The sequence below is a fragment of the Arthrobacter parietis genome, assembly GCF_039530425.1.
Taxonomy (GTDB): Bacteria; Actinomycetota; Actinomycetes; order Actinomycetales; family Micrococcaceae; genus Arthrobacter_D; species Arthrobacter_D parietis.
In genome coordinates this window covers 833523-851276 of the sequence record NZ_BAAAON010000002.1, presented here as the reverse complement: position 1 = coordinate 851276, position 17754 = coordinate 833523, and the positions used below count along the sequence as shown (strand labels likewise).

The 17754-nt window shown below is 64.1% G+C and carries 17 protein-coding genes; 10 read left to right on the top strand and 7 right to left on the bottom strand.

Annotated features, from left to right (window positions below):
- A complete protein-coding gene (locus ABFX19_RS12090; protein ID WP_346028403.1) occupies positions 1-1380 on the top strand; it encodes a hypothetical protein in 1380 nt (459 codons plus the stop codon).
- Between the two features lie 66 nt (positions 1381-1446).
- Here the strand turns inward: ABFX19_RS12090 and ABFX19_RS12085 are convergent, their stop codons facing one another.
- On the bottom strand, positions 1447-2328 hold the full coding sequence (locus ABFX19_RS12085) for a potassium channel family protein (protein WP_277359381.1): 882 nt from the start codon (positions 2326-2328) through the stop codon (positions 1447-1449).
- Positions 2329-2407: 79 nt separating this feature from the next.
- On the opposite strand from ABFX19_RS12085, the gene ABFX19_RS12080 reads away from it, so the two are divergent.
- Entirely contained in the window at positions 2408-3139 is a 732-nt protein-coding gene (locus ABFX19_RS12080; protein WP_346028402.1) for a hypothetical protein, read from the top strand.
- Positions 3140-3150: 11 nt separating this feature from the next.
- Positions 3151-3627: an 8-oxo-dGTP diphosphatase gene (locus ABFX19_RS12075; protein WP_277359379.1), complete on the top strand. Its 477-nt coding sequence runs from the start codon at positions 3151-3153 to the stop codon at positions 3625-3627.
- 27 nt (positions 3628-3654) lie between these two features.
- Here ABFX19_RS12075 and ABFX19_RS12070 read toward each other — a convergent pair whose 3' ends face one another.
- The 6 genes from ABFX19_RS12070 to ABFX19_RS12045 form a co-directional block, all read right to left on the bottom strand.
- Positions 3655-4794 (bottom strand): bifunctional 2-methylcitrate synthase/citrate synthase, encoded by a 1140-nt coding sequence (locus ABFX19_RS12070; RefSeq protein WP_346028401.1) that lies wholly within the window; start codon positions 4792-4794, stop codon positions 3655-3657.
- Between the two features lie 45 nt (positions 4795-4839).
- Positions 4840-5745: a methylisocitrate lyase gene (gene prpB, locus ABFX19_RS12065; protein ID WP_346028400.1), complete on the bottom strand. Its 906-nt coding sequence runs from the start codon at positions 5743-5745 to the stop codon at positions 4840-4842.
- On the bottom strand, positions 5746-7263 hold the full coding sequence (locus ABFX19_RS12060; protein ID WP_346028399.1) for an MmgE/PrpD family protein: 1518 nt from the start codon (positions 7261-7263) through the stop codon (positions 5746-5748).
- Positions 7256-7951: a GntR family transcriptional regulator gene (locus ABFX19_RS12055; protein ID WP_346028398.1), complete on the bottom strand. Its 696-nt coding sequence runs from the start codon at positions 7949-7951 to the stop codon at positions 7256-7258. The genes ABFX19_RS12060 and ABFX19_RS12055 overlap by 8 nt, the downstream gene beginning before the upstream one ends.
- A 129-nt stretch (positions 7952-8080) precedes the next feature.
- Positions 8081-8797 carry a response regulator gene (locus ABFX19_RS12050; protein ID WP_346028397.1) on the bottom strand — a complete coding sequence of 239 codons (717 nt, stop codon included), beginning with the start codon at positions 8795-8797 and terminating at the stop codon, positions 8081-8083.
- Entirely contained in the window at positions 8790-10433 is a 1644-nt protein-coding gene (locus ABFX19_RS12045; RefSeq protein WP_346028396.1) for a sensor histidine kinase, read from the bottom strand. The genes ABFX19_RS12050 and ABFX19_RS12045 overlap by 8 nt, the downstream gene beginning before the upstream one ends.
- A 170-nt stretch (positions 10434-10603) precedes the next feature.
- Between ABFX19_RS12045 and ABFX19_RS12040 the strand changes: the two genes are divergently transcribed.
- From ABFX19_RS12040 to cmk, 7 genes are all read left to right on the top strand, one after another.
- Positions 10604-12031 carry a cation:dicarboxylate symporter family transporter gene (locus tag ABFX19_RS12040; protein WP_346028395.1) on the top strand — a complete coding sequence of 476 codons (1428 nt, stop codon included), beginning with the start codon at positions 10604-10606 and terminating at the stop codon, positions 12029-12031.
- Between the two features lie 242 nt (positions 12032-12273).
- Positions 12274-13161 carry a ParA family protein gene (locus ABFX19_RS12035; protein ID WP_056547036.1) on the top strand — a complete coding sequence of 296 codons (888 nt, stop codon included), beginning with the start codon at positions 12274-12276 and terminating at the stop codon, positions 13159-13161.
- 15 nt (positions 13162-13176) lie between these two features.
- Positions 13177-14088: a segregation and condensation protein A gene (locus ABFX19_RS12030; RefSeq protein ID WP_277357852.1), complete on the top strand. Its 912-nt coding sequence runs from the start codon at positions 13177-13179 to the stop codon at positions 14086-14088.
- Positions 14072-14731, top strand: a complete 660-nt coding sequence (gene scpB / locus ABFX19_RS12025) for an SMC-Scp complex subunit ScpB (RefSeq protein ID WP_404800706.1) — start codon at positions 14072-14074, stop codon at positions 14729-14731. The genes ABFX19_RS12030 and scpB overlap by 17 nt, the downstream gene beginning before the upstream one ends.
- Positions 14732-14754: 23 nt before the next feature.
- Positions 14755-15927, top strand: coding sequence for a pseudouridine synthase (locus tag ABFX19_RS12020; RefSeq protein ID WP_346028394.1), 1173 nt, complete (start codon positions 14755-14757; stop codon positions 15925-15927).
- A 3-nt stretch (positions 15928-15930) separates the two neighbouring features.
- On the top strand, positions 15931-17043 hold the full coding sequence (locus ABFX19_RS12015; protein WP_346028393.1) for a prephenate dehydrogenase: 1113 nt from the start codon (positions 15931-15933) through the stop codon (positions 17041-17043).
- On the top strand, positions 17040-17738 hold the full coding sequence (cmk, locus tag ABFX19_RS12010) for a (d)CMP kinase (RefSeq protein WP_346028392.1): 699 nt from the start codon (positions 17040-17042) through the stop codon (positions 17736-17738). Before ABFX19_RS12015 ends, cmk begins: the two co-directional genes overlap by 4 nt.
- Positions 17739-17754: the final 16 nt, after the last annotated feature.

Genomic DNA, 17754 nt, shown 5'->3' with positions numbered 1-17754 from the left:
ATGGACCGCATAGAGAACCTGATCCGGGGCCTCGACCCCGTGCGCGCCGAACGGGAATCCTCCGATTCACCCACCGAAATAATCGCTCTTCCGGCCGGGAACGGCCAGCAGGAACCTGGAGTTACCATGAACACCGAACCTATCGACAGCTTGCCTATCGTGGGCCGCGAAACCGGGAATGAGGGGAACGACGCCTTCAGCGATGACCGTCCCGTCGTCGTCCCCCTGCGGCGCCGCCGCAGGACGGCAATGATTCTCGCGGGTGCCGCCGCGGCAGCAGTGGTGGCGGGCGCCGTCGTCGTCGGCGGTTCCCTGGGTGCTGAATCACCCCTGCCGGCGGGAACAACGAACCCCGCGCCATCGGTTGAACCGACCCAGCAACGAACGGCCGATCCGTCACCGTCAGCTGAACCGACCGCGGAACCGACTGCGGAACCAAGTGTCGAGCCGAGCGGGGTGCCGACAGGTCCTCCGGCGGACGAGGGCTGCCGCGTGCAGGACGTCGACCGTGTCATGGAACAGGGGAGTGACTTCATGAGCCTGACTCCCTTTGCGGCTGATCCGAGCCACTATGCAGTAGTTGGTTGCACCGATGATTGGATGGCGATGGAACTGACGGACGCGGGCTTTGAGGCCAACCCGCAGGACGGCGGCAACGCCTGGTACTACGTCGCTCGACGGGTGGACGGCCAATGGCTGGTCGAAACCGCCAGCTACAGCGCGCTTACGAAGTGGGAGTTCCTGCCCGTTGTGGAAGGCCGCACCCCTCAAGAGGTGATGGACCAGCAGTTTATCGACACGGGCATCCCGGTGGAGCTTCGCCCGGAGCTGGTGGGGGATGGGCCCTCAGCGTCGGATTCGCCGGAGACCCACGAACTGACGGAACTTGGGGTCGTCTTCGACACCCGGAGTGATTGGGATGTAGTGTCCGCCTCGCAGGGAGTGGATCTGGTGAATGCCGAGGACACAAAGGTTGCCAACCTGCAGCATTCGAGCGCGAGCGGCCTCGGCGGCGCGTGTTCCCAGGCCCCGGTGCCGTGGCAGGAACTCGGAGCGGTGCCCGTTTCCGTCAGTGTTCCGGGAGGTTCAGAAGTGCCCGCACGCTTCACGCTTCGGATTTTCGAGGGAGACCCGCTCATGGCAGCCCCATCGCTGATTGGCGCAGACCAGCCTGCTTCCGGAGAATCCTGCATGCTGTACAACGTGATCAGTGGACCGGGAACGGGCCTGCTGGCGTTGACAACCACCTTCATGTTCTCACCCTACGAACCGGGCAGTGCGCTTGAGTTCAGCTCGATGGCTGAAGCGGCAGCCTATGCTCAGTCGGAAGAGTTCGCGCAGCTCGCCCAAATTGCTGACTCGATTACCGTCACCGACTGAGTCGCATTTCAGGCCGCTAACGCCCTGCTCCCCGGTCCGTCCGGACCGGGAAGCGGGGCGTTTACTTCACGAACTTTCCCGGTAGGGGTACCGGTGGTCGCTGGCATAGGACTGGAAGATGTCCTGCGTGGATTCGCCTTCGTGCTTGAACTCCTCCTTGAGGAAAGCGGCAAGCGAATCGAGAGCATCGCTCAGGAGGGCGCCGGCCGTCTGGAGGGTCGGCTGGGCAGAATGGCCTGCTTGATCAGCGATGTCGACAGCGTAGGAGAGTGAGGCAGGCAGGGACAGATCCTTGTTGGACTCCCAGAAATAGTAGGACTCCGAGGTCTGGGTGAGGTCCACCCTGATCTGCACCAGATCAGCAACGAGTGTTTCCACGGTGTTGGTGACTGCGGCAGCATTCAACTGCTCCAGCCGGGCGGCGTAACCCGCATTCTGCAGCAGGGAGAGCCTGATCGCCAGTGCGCGTCGCCTGGCCAGCGCCGGGTAGACCTGCATGAACCAGGACACCGCGGCCGTCAGCAGAGCGAAGCCCGTCAGAGCTTCCAGGGGAGCCAAGAGGCGAATCAGGGGGTCGGTAGCAATGACGTCTCCGTATCCCAGGGTCGTCAGGGTCACCATGGAGATGTAGAAGGCCTCAGCGGCGTCACCGTAGCGGGAAGGATCGAGGCCAGGAGAGTACGTGAAGCCCTGGGGTACGTGAGGATAGAGCATCAGCGCCCAGCCGAGCGCCTGCAGGGCAGCCCAGAAAACGATCACGCAGACGAGCGCGAGCGGCCCCGCAATTCCGGCGCCCTTGTCTCCCAGGCGCCGCATGATCCTCCAGACGGCCGCCACGCACAATCTGCTGAGGCGCCCGCGGCCGCTGGGGTGAAGTAGCGTGTGAAACACCTCGATCAGCCCCAGCAGGATCACCAAAGCACCGAGGACGGACAGCAGCAACGGCACAACGCTCTCCTGACTGGTCGGGGGTCGTCGGTCGGAGCAGTCTAACTGGTTCAGCATCCTGTCGTGGAAAGATGGGCGAGTGAACGACTCGCACCAATTCTCTTCCGAACCGCCCACTCCGGGAGACAGCCTGACCGCCGCCGAAATGCTCGCCCGCCGCCTGGATCGGCCGATGGGTGTGCTCGGGTTGGTCTTCCTCTTCGTGGTCCTGGGCCAGCTCCTTGCTACCAACCCGACCCTGGTGTTGGCACTGAGCATCGCGGGCTGGGTCTTCTGGGCAGTGTTTGTCGCAGAATTCTTTCTGCGTGCCTACATCGCCGGGTTCAGCAAGGCGTTCTGGAAGAAGAACTGGTGGCAGGTGGTCTTCCTGCTGGTGCCGTTCCTCCGGTTCTTCCGTGCGCTGCAGGCGGTGCGCCTGCTGCGGCTGACACGAGTGGCACGGGTGGGAGGAATTCTTTCCGCAGGGATTCGGGGTTCGCGCTCGGCTGGAAGGCTGCTCTCCAGCCGGATTGGCTGGATGGTCGCCGTGACCGCCGTCGTCATCCTGGCGACGAGCCAGCTTTTCTATGCGACCGGAACCCACTCGAATTACGGCGAGGCGCTGTTCGAAAGCGCGATGGCCACGATCACCGGCAGTGGAATCACACCGGAGACGGGCTTCGCCCGCGTGATGCAGGTTGTGCTCGCCGTTTATTCGATTGGTGTCTTCGCTACGCTGGCGGGTTCGCTGGGCGCATTCTTTCTTCGCGAGGATGACCGGCGGCGGACCACACCGGACGGCGGTATCAACCCTGGGATCGGCCGCGACTAAACTTGGCTCGCATGACCCCCCGACGCGTTGCGCTCTGTTTTCTGTTCCGGCACACGGAGGCCGGCCGCGAAGTGCTGCTCGGAATGAAGCGCTCCGGATTCGGAACGGGCCGGATCGTTGCGCTTGGCGGCGGGATCGAACCCGGTGAAACTGCGGGAGAAGCAGCGGCCCGGGAGGTTCAGGAGGAATCCGGGATAGTCGTTGACGTGGCGGATCTCCTGGAGCTCGGTCCGGTGCGGTGGCGCTTTCCGGTCAAGCCCGTACTGGACATGGACGCAGTGGTCTTTTCGGCCGACCGCTTCAGGGGTGAGCCGGCCCTCACAGATGAAATCGATCCCTGCTGGTACCCCGTTGGGCAGGTGCCCTGGGACGGCATGTGGGAGGACGCCAGGCACTGGCTCGGTCACGTATTGCGCAGCCAGCGCCTGGACGTCACCGTCACCCTCAATAGCGACAATGAGACGGTGCGGACAGCGGACTTCGCCTAGTCCCCGGCGGACAGGTCCGGTCCGCTGTCAGGAAAGGTGACGTTCTTCCGGACCGTTGTACGCAGCCAGCGGCCGGATCAGTGAGTTCGCTGCGCGCTGCTCCATCACGTGGGCAGTCCACCCGGTGATCCGGGCGGCAATGAAGAGCGGGGTGAACATCTCGGTATCGAAACCCATGAGGTGGTAGACGGGACCGCCGGGGTAGTCGAGGTTCGGCTTGATTCCCTTGGCCTCCTGCATGGCTGTTTCGAGGCCCTCATACAGACCGAGGATTTCCGGCCGCCCGTAGTGCTTGATCATGCCGTCGAGGGCCGCTTTCATGGTGGGCACCCGGGAATCACCGTTCTTGTAGACGCGGTGGCCGAAGCCCATGATCTTCTTCTTCTGGGCCAGGGCCTCGTCCATCCATGCCTTGGCCCTGGCGGTCGCTTCCTCTGCGGACTCCTCTTCGCGGATGCCGATTTCCTCGAAGGTATGCATGACGGCCTCGTTGGCACCGCCGTGCAGCGGACCCTTGAGCGCTCCGATAGCCCCGGTCACCGCGGAGTGAAGATCGGCCAATGTGGAGGTGATGACGCGGGCGGTGAACGTTGAGGCGTTGAAGGAGTGCTCTGCATACAGGATCATCGAGATATTGAAGGCCTCGACCACCTCCGGTGCCGCCTCCTCGCCGAAAGTCATCCACAGGAAGTTCGCGGAGTAATCCAGATCGTCACGGGGTTCCACCGGCTCCAGCCCGCGGCGGCGCCGCTGGTCGTAGGCAACGACTGCGGGGAAGGCAGCAAACAGCTCCACCGCTTTCTCCAGTTCGGCCTCCGGAGATGAATCCTCTGCCTTCGGATGGTTCGCCCCGATCACCGATACAGCGGTACGGCTGACGTCCATCGGGTGGCAGCTGAGCGGCAGCAGGTCAATGGCGGCCCGCACGTTGTCCGCGAGCGTACGGGCTGAGCGTTCCGCGGAGTGGAATTCACGGGCTTCCGCTTCGGTCGGGAGCTCGCCGTGCCAGAGCAGCCAGGCGACGTCCTCGAAGTTCACCGCGGCCGCAAGCTCCTGAACCGGGTACCCCCGGTAGAGCAGGGAATTGGACTCGGGGTTCACCTTCGAAATTGCCGTGGTGTCCGCGGTGACGCCGGCGAGGCCCTTGTAGATCTGCGGTTCGGTCATGCCTTGACTCCTTCGTCTGTAAGTGGTGGGTGCGCTGGGCCCGGCTTAGCGTCCGCCGGGGACCTGGAAGTTGAACACTGAGGTATCGAACTGGTTGTACGCTTCGTAGTCGACGAGCTCGTAGAGTCTGGCGCGGGTCTGCATGGAAGTAACAGCGCCCTGCTGGGTGCCGTCGGCCTTGATCGTTTCCAGCGTACGCTCCGCCGCGCCCATGGCACTACGCAGCAGCGTCACTGGATAGATGACCATGTTGACACCCACGGATTCGAGGTCCGCGATCGAGAAGAGTTCGCTCTTTCCGAACTCGGTCATATTCGCGAGGATCGGTACATCGACCGCATTGCGGATCGCCTCAAACTCGGTCAGATCCCGCATCGCCTCCGGAAAAATGGCGTCCGCACCGGCGTCAACAAGAGCCTTCGCCCGCTCCTGGGCTGCCTGCAACGTATCGGTGCCGCGAATATCAGTCCTGGCCATCACAAGGAAGTTGGGATCGCGGCGACCATCGGCAGCGGCGCGGATTCGCTTCGCGGCAGTGTCGGTGTCCACAACGTTCTTGCCATCCAGATGGCCGCACCGCTTCGGATTGAACTGATCCTCGATGTGACAGCCGGCCAGGCCCGCGTTCTCCAGCTCCTGCACCGTCCTGGCGACGTTCATCGGTTCGCCGAAACCGGTGTCCGCGTCCACCAGCGAAGGGAGGTCCGTCATGCGCGCTATCTGGCCGGCGCGCGTGGCAACTTCGGTCAGGGTCGTGAGCCCGATGTCGGGCATGCCAAGGTCATTGGCGAGAACAGCTCCGGAGATATAGACGCCGTCGAACCCCTTGTCCTCGATCAGGCGGGCGGACAGGGGGTTGAAGGCTCCGGGGAACTGCTGGATATGGCCTGAGGTCAGGCTTGCGCGCAGCGCTTCGCGCTTTTTCTCGGGCGTTATGGAGGAGTACAGCATTTAGAACAGCCCCTTCGGTGCTTGTGCGGAAAGGACGCCGACGGCGGCAGTCAGGTTCAGCTGGTCCAGCTCGCCGGACGCGAGCAGCGGGAGCCGCTGGACAGCGTCGAGGAAGCGGTCGACCTCCGCGTCGTCCACGATTCCGTTTGCGAGGGTGCGGAGTTTGCCGATGTACTGCTCGCGGGCGAAGGGGCGGGCACCCAGCGGGTGGGCATCAGCGACGGCAATCTCATCGGTGATGACGGTTCCGTCGGTGAGAGTGATTTCCACCCTTCCGCCGAACGCCTTCTCGCTGATGTCCAGTGAGTGGTAGCGCCGGGTCCATTCAGCGTCCTCCACCGTGGTGACTTTTCGCCAGAGTTCGACCGTGTCGGCGCGGGAAGCGCGTTCGGGAGTGTAGGAGTCGACGTGGTGCCAGCGTCCGTCCTGCAATGCAACGGTGAAGATGTAGGGGATCGAGTGGTCGAGCGTCTCACGGGACGCCGTTGGGTCGTACTTTTGCGGGTCATTCGCGCCCGAGCCGATCACGTAGTGGGTGTGGTGCGAGGTGTGGATCCGGACGGCCTCAACCTTCTGCGGGTCGGTGACGTCTGGATGTGCGCTATGGAGCCTGCGGGCCAGGTCAATCCACGCCTGCGCCTGGTACTCGGCGGAGTGCTCCTTCGTGTACGTGTCCAGGATTGCTCGCTTCGATTCGCCCTGGGTGGGCAGCGGAACCTCATAGCGGGCGTCGGGGCCGTCGAGCATCCACGCGATCACGCCGTCCTCACCCTCGTAAATCGGTGTGGGGGAGGTCTGCCCGCGCATGGCCCGGTCGACGGCTTCCACGGCCATCTTGCCGGCGAAGGCCGGCGCGTGGGCCTTCCACGTCGAAATTTCGCCCTTGCGTGACTGGCGCGTTGCCGTCGTCGTATGCAGCGCCTGCCCGACCGACTGGAAGATCGTCTCGACGTCGAGGCCGAGCAGGGTCCCGATCCCCGCAGCCGCGGACGGACCGAGATGCGCAACGTGGTCGATCTTGTGCTTGTGCAGGCAGATCGCCTTCACCAGGTCCACCTGGATCTCGTAGCCGGTGGCGATGCCGCGCAGGAGGTCCGCCCCGCTTGCCCCCGTGTGCTGGGCGACGGCGAGGATCGGCGGGATGTTGTCTCCCGGGTGGGAGTAGTCCGCGGCGAGGAAGGTGTCGTGATAGTCGAGCTCGCGTACGGCGACCCCGTTGGCCCAGGCGGCCCACTCGGGCGAAGATTTCCCGTCAATCCCGAAAACCGTTGCGCCGCGTCCGTTGGCGGAGACGGGGTGGCTCAGAGCCTGGGCGCGGGCAGCCACGATCGGTGCGCGGGAGAGGGACGCAACGGCGACGGACGCGTTGTCGATGATGCGGTTGATCACCATGTCGGTCACGTCGTCGTCGACTCCCACGGGATCGGCAGCCACCTCGGCGATTTTCCAGGCCAGCTGGCTGCTTCGGGGCAGGTTTTCCTCGCTGCGGTGCACTCGGACGGGGTGTAGCTCAACCATGTGGTGTTTCCTCTCGGACGGTTTTCGCGGTGTTGTCTGTTCGGGTGGTGCTGTCTGTTCGGGCGGCCAGCAGGTACTGCAGGCTGTTGTGGAGATGGACCTTGGTCGATGCAACGGCCAGGTCGGTGTTGGCCTGGGCAATGGACCGGGCTATCTGCGCATGTTCGGACGCCGAGGCCGTCAGGCGTGCAACATCGTCCCGGGCCAGCCGGCGTACGCGGCTCAGGTGAGTGCGCAAGTGCCGCTGGGCCTGAAGGAGATAGGGGTTAGCGGCGGCTGCATCAATTGCGGCGTCGAGCTCGGCGACCAGCTCGTAGTACTCGTGCTGTTCGCCGTCGGCCTCCTGAATCAGCGAGGATGCCGATTCAAACCGGCGGGTCAGTTCCTGGAATGTGTGCCGGTCCCCGCGCGTCGCAGCGAGGGCAGCAGCTGTGCAGTCCAGGGAGATACGGACATCAAACAGCCCGGTGATTTTCTCAAAGGACACCTCGCTGACGATGACCCCGCGTCCCGGCTGCGGAGCCGTCAATCCTTCGGCCGTCAACCGTGAGAGGGCCTCCCGCAGCGGTGTTCGGGAGACACCGAGCCGGGCTGACTGCTCGACTTCCCCCAGTACGGTGCCCGGGCCCAGCCGCCACTCGATGATGTCAGCGCGCAGAGCCTGATAGGCGCGGTCACTGGCCCGCATCTGCCTGCTCCATCGCCCGTATCACCGCTCCAATGTATACAGAACAGGCGCCCGAAACAATACATCGCCGCGTTAGTGCGCTTTTTGTATACATGAACTGCTCTACCCGGACATTCTCGACGCTTTCGGCTACCGGTTCCAGGTGTACTCGAGTTCAGGCCGACCACGCGTTCCGTAGCGGGGCATCCGACGGGCAGACCCGCCGTCGGCAAGGTGTTCCAGGTAGCGGCGTGCGGTCACCCGGGACAGTTCCAGCGAGGACGCAACTTCCACCGCTGACACCGGCGCCGGCGCAGCAGACAGGAAGGAAACGACGGCGCGCAGTGTCTCCTCGGACAGCCCCTTCGGCAGGGTTCCCTGCGACGGCGGACGCAGCGCTGCGAACGCGTTGTCGACTTCCGATTGCGTGGTGGAGGAGGCTTGCGCGTGCAGGTTCTCGCGGAACAGCCGATAGTTGCCCAGCTTCTCGCTGAATGCCGAATAGGTGAACGGCTTGATCAGGTACTGCACAATTCCGGATGAGATCGCGGAGCGCACCACACCGAGCTCCCGTACCGCTGTGATGGCGATAACGTCCACGCTGCTGCCCGAACCTCGGATCCTGCGGATGATGTCCAGTCCGTGAAGGTCGGGCAGATTCATATCGAGCAGCACCAGATCGACGACGGCGCCTCCCGCCTCGGTCTGCCGTCGCAGCATCGCAAGCGCCTCGGATCCGGTGCCGGCAATACCGGCGAGGTCAAACCCGTCGAGACGCTTCACGTATAGAGCGTGGGCCTCCGCCGCGATGGGATCGTCCTCCACCACGAGTACCCGGATGGGGTGAGCGGCGGGCCGGTCAGCCACGGGTAGCCTCCCCGTGCGCTCGCGGTCCGGCCGGGTCTGCGCCTTCCGGTGCGCGCGGTCCGGCCGGGAGGCGGACCGTGAAGAGTGCGCCGCCGTCGCTGGTGACGGCAATGGTGCCGCCGAGCCGGTGCACGGCCTGCCGAACCAGTGCCAGCCCGAGACCGCGAGTTCCTGCCGTGCCTTTGGAGCTGGAGCCCAGCGTGAAGATCGTGCCGAGCTGGGCCTCGCTCAAGCCGGGCCCACTGTCGCCGACCTCGATGTCAACAAAGCCGGCGTCGTCGCCCGCTGTGTGGATCGAAAGCGAGACGGACCGTTCCTCCGAGGAGGCGGCGGCATCGAACGCGTTGTCCAGCAGGTTGCCGATGATCGTGACGAGGTCCCTCGGATCCATGCCGTGGGTTTCGAGGGTGCCTGCAACATCGATGTCCAGGTGCAGCCCCCGTTCGTTCGCCTGCGCCGCCTTGCCCACCAGGAGCGCGGTGATGAACGGTTCGTCGATGGCGGCCACCACCTCATCGGTGAGCTGCTGCGACTGCTGAAGGTCCCTCGTCGCAAACTCGAGGGCCTCCGTCCGGCGATCAAGTTCGATGAGGGACACGATGGTGTGCAGACGATTGGCGTGCTCATGGGTTTGCGCCCGAAGCGCTTCGGTCAGGGTACGCATGGTCTGAACTTCGTCCGAGAGGGCCTCCAGCTCGGTGTGGTCGCGGATGGTGGTCACTGTGCCCAGGGGCTTTGTTCCCGACGCCGGGACGGCCGGTTCCTGGTTGACCACCAGCACACGGTCATCGGTGACATGGATTTCGTCCACCGCGCGGCGGCCGCTCGCCAGCAGCTCGCGAATAGAGGGCGAGAGGCCGACGTCGGACGCCGGCTTTGGCTCGCCCGGAACCGACGGCGGCAAGTTCAGCAGCGCTGCGGCCTGGTCGTTGTAGAGCACCAGATCCCCCCGAAGGTTGGTCAGCGCCAGGCCGTCACGCACGGAGTGCAGCACTGAGTCGTAAAACACGAACATGCGCGAGAGCTGTTCGGTGCCAAGGCCGAGCGTTGCCCGGCGAAGGTGGCGGCTCAGCACTAGGGAAACGATTGTTCCGGCGGTGAGCGCACCGGCTGCAATGAGCCAGACGAGCGGCAACTGCGCATTTCGCGCAATGGATACTGTGTCCACGGTGACACCGGCCGAGACCAGGGCGGTGACGGCGTTATCCGGTGTGGTGACGGGGACAATCGCACGGACTGACGGTCCCAGTGTCCCCGTGAACAACTCGACGTGAGGGACTCCGCCAAGCGCCTGCTCAACGGATCCGATGTACTGGCCGCCGATCTCACTGGGGTTTCGGTGGGTGTAGCGGGTGCGGTCGGTGTCCATAATGGTCACGAAATCGACGCCGAGCTCATCCATCACTTCCGCCGCGTAGGGCTGCAGGAGGTCCGAGGGATTCGGTGACTGCACAGCTTCAAGAACGAAGGGATCGTTGGCGAACGTCGTGGCGACTGCGAGCATGCGCGCCGATGCGGAATCGAAGGTGTTGTCCTCCGCATCGAGGTAGAGGACCCAGGAGATGGTCGTGGTCAGCGCGAGGACGAAGACGAGTTGGCCAATGAAGAACTGACGTGCCAGGCTCCAGTTCCTCACTCGGATCACGCTCCTTCCGCCTGCGACGGCGCCCGTTCTTCTGGCAGTTGCCCAGCATTGTTCACGGTCCGGCGAACAGTATGAACGCAATCGTGACCGGCATCACTCTAGCGCTCACGATGGTTAGGAACCGGCCATCGGGCCGCCTACCAGCATAAGGAGTAAATAGCATGGCGAAGATGCCTGCACAGTCTGCCGCTTCGGTCGACAAACCCCGCAAGAGGGTGGATAAGACCCACTTTCTCTACATTGCCGTCATCGTCGCCGTCATCGCCGGCGCAATTCTTGGCCTCGCTGCGCCTGAGGTTGCCAAATCACTCAAGCCCATCGGCACGGCCTTCATCGGTCTGATCAAGATGATGATCGCCCCGATCATCTTCTGCACCATCGTGCTGGGCATCGGGTCCATTGCGAAAGCGGCAACTGTCGGCAAAGTCGGCGGTCTGGCCCTCGGATACTTCATGCTGATGTCCACGTTCGCCCTGGGAATCGGCCTCGTGGTCGGAAATATCGTCAAGCCCGGTGCAGGCCTGGACATTTCCGGCGCCACCTATGAGACAGAGAGCAAGGAAGCTGAGGGAACGGTTGACTTCCTGCTCGGCATCATTCCGGACACCCTGCTGTCCTCGCTGACCGGCACCAGCATCCTCCAGACACTCTTCGTCGCCCTGCTGGTCGGTTTTGCGCTGCAGAAGATGGGAACGGCCGGTAAGCCGATCCTGCGCGGCATCGGCCACATCCAGGCGCTGGTCTTCCGCATCCTCATCATGGTCATGTGGCTCGCACCGATCGGCGCCTTCGGGGCCATTGCCGCCGTCGTCGGTGAAACCGGAGTCCAGGCCATTGTGAGCATGTTCACCCTGATGGCCGCGTTCTACGTCACCTGCATCATCTTCATCGTCGTCATCCTCGGCGGTCTCCTCAAGATCGTCACCGGCATCAACATCTTCAAGCTGATGAAGTACCTGGGCCGCGAGTATCTGCTCATCTTCTCGACCTCGTCCTCGGAAGCAGCACTGCCCCGCCTGATCGCGAAGATGGAGCACCTGGGTGTCTCCAAGCCGGTAGTCGGTGTCACGGTTCCTACCGGCTACTCCTTCAACCTTGACGGCACCGCCATCTACCTGACCATGGCATCGCTGTTCGTTGCCTCCGCCCTCGGTACCCCGCTGGCGCTCGGCGAGCAGATCTCGCTGCTGATCTTCATGATCATCGCGTCGAAGGGTGCAGCAGGTGTCACTGGCGCAGGCCTGGCCACCCTGGCAGGCGGCCTGCAGTCGCACCGCCCCGACCTTGTGGACGGCGTCGGCCTCATTGTGGGCATTGACCGCTTCATGTCCGAGGCACGCGCACTGACCAACTTCACCGGCAACGCCGTTGCCACCGTGCTGATCGGTACCTGGACCAAGGAGATCGAGCGCGGTCAGGTGGACGAAGTGCTGGCCGGCCGCCTGCCCTTCGACGAAGCGACCATGACTGCCGGTCACTTCGAAGATGCCAAAGCGGACACCGCCGAGGACGGCGCAGAAACCAAGACCGACATCGCCGAAGCCCACATCACCGGCCGCGAAGCGGAAAGGGTCGGCGCCACGCGCTGATCCCCCCGTTGAATTGTCAGGACACGCCCCTTTTGCAGGCTCATAGGGGGCGTGTCCTGCTGTTTCATTAACCTCCACCGCCAGCCAGGATCTCAAGCTTGAACTTCAAGTTGAGACTCAAGGCTCGCGCACCGCGAACACTACATTTCCACGGCTCCGGAGGGGAGCGGTTGTAACGTGGGGAAGCAAGCGAACAGTATCTTGTTACTGGACAAGCACTAGACGGAAGCGTGGATAGATACGTGAGTAGCGAACAGGGTTCCACAACTCTGAAGGACGCAACCGACTCAGAGATTGGCCCCACCGGACGTCCGGTCACCGAATTTCCCGAACCGCCGGTGCTGGCCTCCCATGGCCCAGCCCGCGTCATCGCCATGGTGAACCAGAAGGGTGGTGTCGGCAAGACCACGTCCACCATCAACCTGGGCGCCGCGCTCGCAGAAGCGGGCCGCCGTGTCCTCCTCGTAGACTTCGATCCGCAGGGTGCGCTCTCCGCGGGCCTCGGCACCAACCCGCATGAGCTCGATGTCACCGTCTACAACGTCCTCATGGACCGCAAGGTCAACATCGAGGACGCCATCCAGCGCACCGGCGTCGAGAACATCGACCTTCTTCCCGCGAATATCGACCTCTCCGCCGCCGAGGTGCAGCTGGTCAATGAGGTCGCCCGCGAGCAGGTCCTGGACCGCGCATTGCGTAAGGTCGAGGACAACTACGATGTCATCCTCATCGACTGCCAGCCATCACTCGGTCTCCTGACAGTCAACGCGTTGACCGCGGCGCATGGTGTCATCATTCCGCTCATCTGCGAGTTCTTCGCGCTGCGCGCCGTTGCGCTACTGGTCGAAACCATCGAGAAGGTTCAGGACCGCCTCAATCCGCGACTGCAGGTGGATGGCGTCCTCGCAACCATGTACGACGCGCGGACCCTCCACAGCCGAGAGGTCATCGCCCGTCTCGTGGAAGCCTTCGGAGACAAGGTCTTCGAAACGGTCATCAAGCGCACCATCAAGTTCGCTGATGCCACCGTCGCCGCAGAGCCGATCACCACCTACGCCGGTAACCACTCCGGCGCGGATGCCTACCGCAACCTCGCCCGGGAGCTCATCTCCCGTGGCGGCGCGCCTTAGCAGGCACCCCGCCTGATGGCGCAGGACGCTCACGACGACGGCGGCGCCCCCCTCGCGCTGCCGGAGCCTGAGAAGGCCGGGCGGTTCGAAGTCCGGCTCGACAACTTCAACGGACCGTTTGACCTTTTGTTGAGCCTCATCTCCAAGCATGAGCTGAACATCACCGAAATTGCCCTCGCGAAGGTCACCGACGAGTTTATCGGCTACATCCGCGCTTTCAGCGCAGCCGGGGACAGTTTTTCACTGGACGAAGCAAGCGAGTTCCTTGTCATCGCCGCGACCCTCCTGGATCTCAAAGCGGCGCGGTTGTTGCCATCGGGGGAGGTTGAGGACGAGGAGGACATCGCACTGCTCGAGGCCCGTGACCTTCTCTTCGCGCGCCTGCTGCAATACAAGGCATTCAAGGAAATCGCCCGGCAGTTGGGCACGCGCCTCGCCGAAGAGGCCGGACGCTTCCCGCGTGAGGTAGCGCTTGAACCGCAGCTCGCCGCAATGATGCCCGAACTCACCTGGCGAATGTCGCCTTCGGACTTTGCCGCGATCGCCGCGAAAGCGCTGGAGCCCCGCGAACCGGCGCCTACCGAAGTGGGCATTGGTCACCTCCACGCTCCGGCAGTAAGCGTCCGCGAGCAAGCCGACATCATCGGGCACCGCCTGCGGGAGCAGGGAGTCCTGTCCTTCCGCCAGCTCACGGCAGACGCGGACTCACTTGTTGTCGTCGTCGCCCGTTTTCTTGCCCTGCTGGAAATGTTCCGGGACATGGTCATCACCATGGACCAGGCCGCGCCGCTGGGGGAGCTGACTGTCCGGTGGTCGGCGGGGGAGCGGGACTGGTCAGCGGAGCGCATCAGCGAGGAATACGATCAGGACGTGTCGCCGGTTGTGGATGAGAACGCAGAAGGAGGAGTCCGTGAGCGAGCGAACTGAAACACCTGACGGCACTCGCGGTGAGCCGGGCGAGGGGTCGGTGACTGACGTCGCCTCTTTATCCGGCGGAGTGCCGGCCGCAGTCGAGGCCGTGCTCCTTGTCGTTGAGGAACCGGTGACCGAGATGCAGTTGGCCACAGCGCTGGAAGTTCCTGTCCAGCAGGTGCAGGAAGCGCTCGCGGAATTGATGGCCGAGTATGACGGCTATACTGGTCAGGGCCCGGAACCCGGACCAACGCGGCGTCGGGGTATTGAGCTCCGAAATGTCGCCGGCGGGTGGCGGTTCTATACGCGCAGCGAGTTCGCTGCCGTCGTCGGACGGTTTGTTCTCGACGGACAGAGTGCGCGGCTTTCGCAGGCAGCTCTGGAAACCCTCGCCGTCATCGCCTACCGGCAACCGGTCTCACGCTCGCGGGTGTCGGCAATCCGCGGGGTGAATGTGGACTCCGTGGTCCGCACCCTTGTTCAACGTGGACTTGTCGCCGATGTTGCTACCGATCCGGAGACCGGCGCGGTGCTCTACGGAACAACACCGCTTTTTCTGGAAAGATTGGGTATTGGCACCGTTGCCGATCTGCCCAAGCTTTCTCCGCACCTGCCCGGACTGGAAAACCTGCAGGACTTCGATCACACCACGTACTGACGTACAACAGCTAAGGACTTTCAATGACACAGGCGCCCCGCTCCGGATCCGGAAGGAACCGCGACGGCCGTAATCCTGCCTCCGATTCCGCGGGCAGGCCCGCCAGGGACGCCGGTGACGCGAAGCCCGCACGCGCAGGCAGGGAGTACGACGGCCCCAAACGCACCGGTGCTCCCAAGAGTGCGGGCGCAGGCGGTTACAAAGGAGCCGGTGCTGGCAAGAGCGCAGGCGGTTACAAGGGTGCCGGTGCTCCGAAGAGTGCGGGCGCAGGCGGTTACAAGGGTGCCGGTGCTCCCAAGAGTGGCGGCGCAGGCAAGGGCGCTCCGAAAGCAGCGCGCAGCGGTCAGCGTGGTGCTTCCGCCGGGTCAGCGCCCTTTGGCAAGGAGCGGTTCGGCCGCAATCTCGGCGCAGTGCACCGCCCCCGCCGCCCCAAGGCTCCGCCCGTCGACCGGCTCGATGTGCACAATCCCGACGGCGTCCGCCTGCAGAAGATCATGGCGTCCGCCGGCGTCGCCTCCCGCCGGGTGTGCGAGGACATGATCCGTGACGGCCGCGTCGAGGTTGACGGCACCATAGTGACGGACCTCGGCGTGCGCGTCGATGCATCGACCGCAGCGATCCACGTCGATGGCCTCCGTCTTCAGCTCAACGAGACCATGATGTACTACGCCTTCAACAAGCCCAAGGGTGTCGTTTCCACTATGGAAGACCCCGAAGGCCGCCCCTGCATCAGCGACTTCCTGAAGAACCGCAAGGGCGAGCGTCTCTTTCACATCGGCCGCCTCGACGTCGCAACCGAAGGCCTGCTGCTGCTGACCAACGACGGCGAACTTACCAACCGCCTGACGCATCCGTCCTTCGAGGTGCCCAAGACCTACCTGGTGCAGGTCCGTGGCCCCATGGCCCACGGCATCGGCACCCAGATGAAGGAAGGCATCGAGCTGGAGGACGGCATCGCCCGGGTCGATTCCTTCAGGCTTGTCGATTCCACTCCTGGACACGTGCTCGTGGAGGTCGTTCTCCACTCGGGCCGCAACCGCGTGGTGCGCCGCTTGTTCGATGCCATCGGGCACCCGGTCGAGCGTCTGGTCCGCACCCAGTTCGGTCCAATTCGCGTCGGCGACCAGCGTCAGGGCAGCATCCGCGTTCTCGGCCGTCAGGAAGTTGGGCACCTCCTGGCCGCTGTGGAGATGTAGCCGATGACCGTAACAAACGGCGGCACACACCTGTCGGGGCCCGTGCTTATCGTCGGCACCGGGTTGCTCGGCACCAGTATCGGGCTCGGTCTGCGCGCGCGGGGAATCGATGTTGTCCTGTCGGACATCTCCCCGTCCACCCAGGCCGTGGCGCAGGACATCGGAGCCGGCCGGCCGCTTGAGCCGGCTGATGCCGCATTCGCGCCGGAACTCGTGGTTGTTGCAGCGCCGCCGGACGTCACCGGTGCGCTCGTGATTGATGCGCTGGCAGCCTATCCGGCTGCCGTCGTCGTCGATATTGCAAGTGTCAAGGATGCGGTGCTGAAGTCGGTTCTGGAAGCAGCCGACGACGACGCCCTCTCACGCTATGTAGGCACCCACCCGATGGCGGGGCGCGAGAAATCCGGGCCGGTAGCGGCCCGCGGTGAGCTTTTCACGTCCATGCCGTGGGTGATCTGCGCATCCCAGCGGAGTGCTCCGGAAGCGGTACGCACGGCCGAGGCCCTGGCTATCGACCTGGGCGCAGTCGTATCGCGGATGACCGCTGAGGAACATGACCAGTCAGTTGCGGTCATTTCACATCTGCCGCAGGTCTTGTCGTCCCTCCTGGCGAGCCGGCTGCAGGACACGCCCGCACACGCGCTGTCCCTCGCCGGGAACGGGCTCCGGGACGTGACGCGTATCGCCGCGAGCGACCCCCGGCTGTGGGTCCAGATCCTGTCGGCGAATGCCGGCCGGCTCGTGGAGATTCTCTACGGGGTGCGCGAGGATCTGAACCGGCTGATCGGGACGCTCGAAAATCCGGTGGGGGAGGGCGCCCGCCTGGACATGGCACAGCTGATGGCCGAGGGAAACATCGGCCAGGCACGCATTCCAGGCAAGCACGGCACACCGCCGGAAGCCTTCGCCCGGCTTACCGTGCTGGTCGATGACGTTCCGGGGCAGATCGCGCGGTTGCTCACCGACATCGGGGAAACCGGAATCAACCTTGAGGACCTCCGCCTGGAACATTCACCTGAGCGGCAGGTGGGCATGGCCGAGGTCTCCGTACTGCCCGGCAAGCGGCACGAGCTCACCGATTTCCTGACGAACCGCGGTTGGAAGGTGGTCCAGTGACTGTATCTCTCGCCCACTTCCGATTGGGCAAATCACTTGTCGTGGCCATCGACGGGCCGTCCGGTTCGGGCAAGTCCAGCGTCAGCCGGGAAACTGCCCGACGGCTTCACGCGGCCTACCTCGACACCGGCGCAATGTACCGTGCGGTGACACTTCACTGCCTCGAGAAGGGCGTCGATTTCTCCGACGCCGGCGCGGTGGAACGAGCCTCCCGTGAACTCGATCTGTCCATCAGTACCCGGCCGGATACCGAGTCAGTATTGATCAGCGGAATCGACGTCACGGACGCCATCCGCGAACCGCAGGTTTCGCAGGCCGTCAGCGCCGTCGCGACCACCCTCGGTGCGCGCAGCGAACTGATCCGCCGGCAGCGCCAGATCATTGCCGACTCCCACCACCGCATCGTGGCAGAAGGCAGGGACATCACCACCGTCGTCGCCCCTGACGCGGAAGTACGCATCCTGCTGACCGCCAGCGAGGAGGCGCGGTTGCGGCGGCGCGGGGATCAGCTCGGCGGTACCCAGACAGTCGAGCAACTGAAGCAGCAGGTCCTTGCGCGTGACGCAAAGGACTCCTCAGTGGTGAATTTTCAGCAGGCCGCAAACGGTGTAGTTACCGTTGACTCATCGGACCTGGATTTTGAGCAGACAGTGGCGGCGGTGCTCGACGTCGTTCGCACTGTCGCCCACCAATAAAACGAAGGATCGCGAA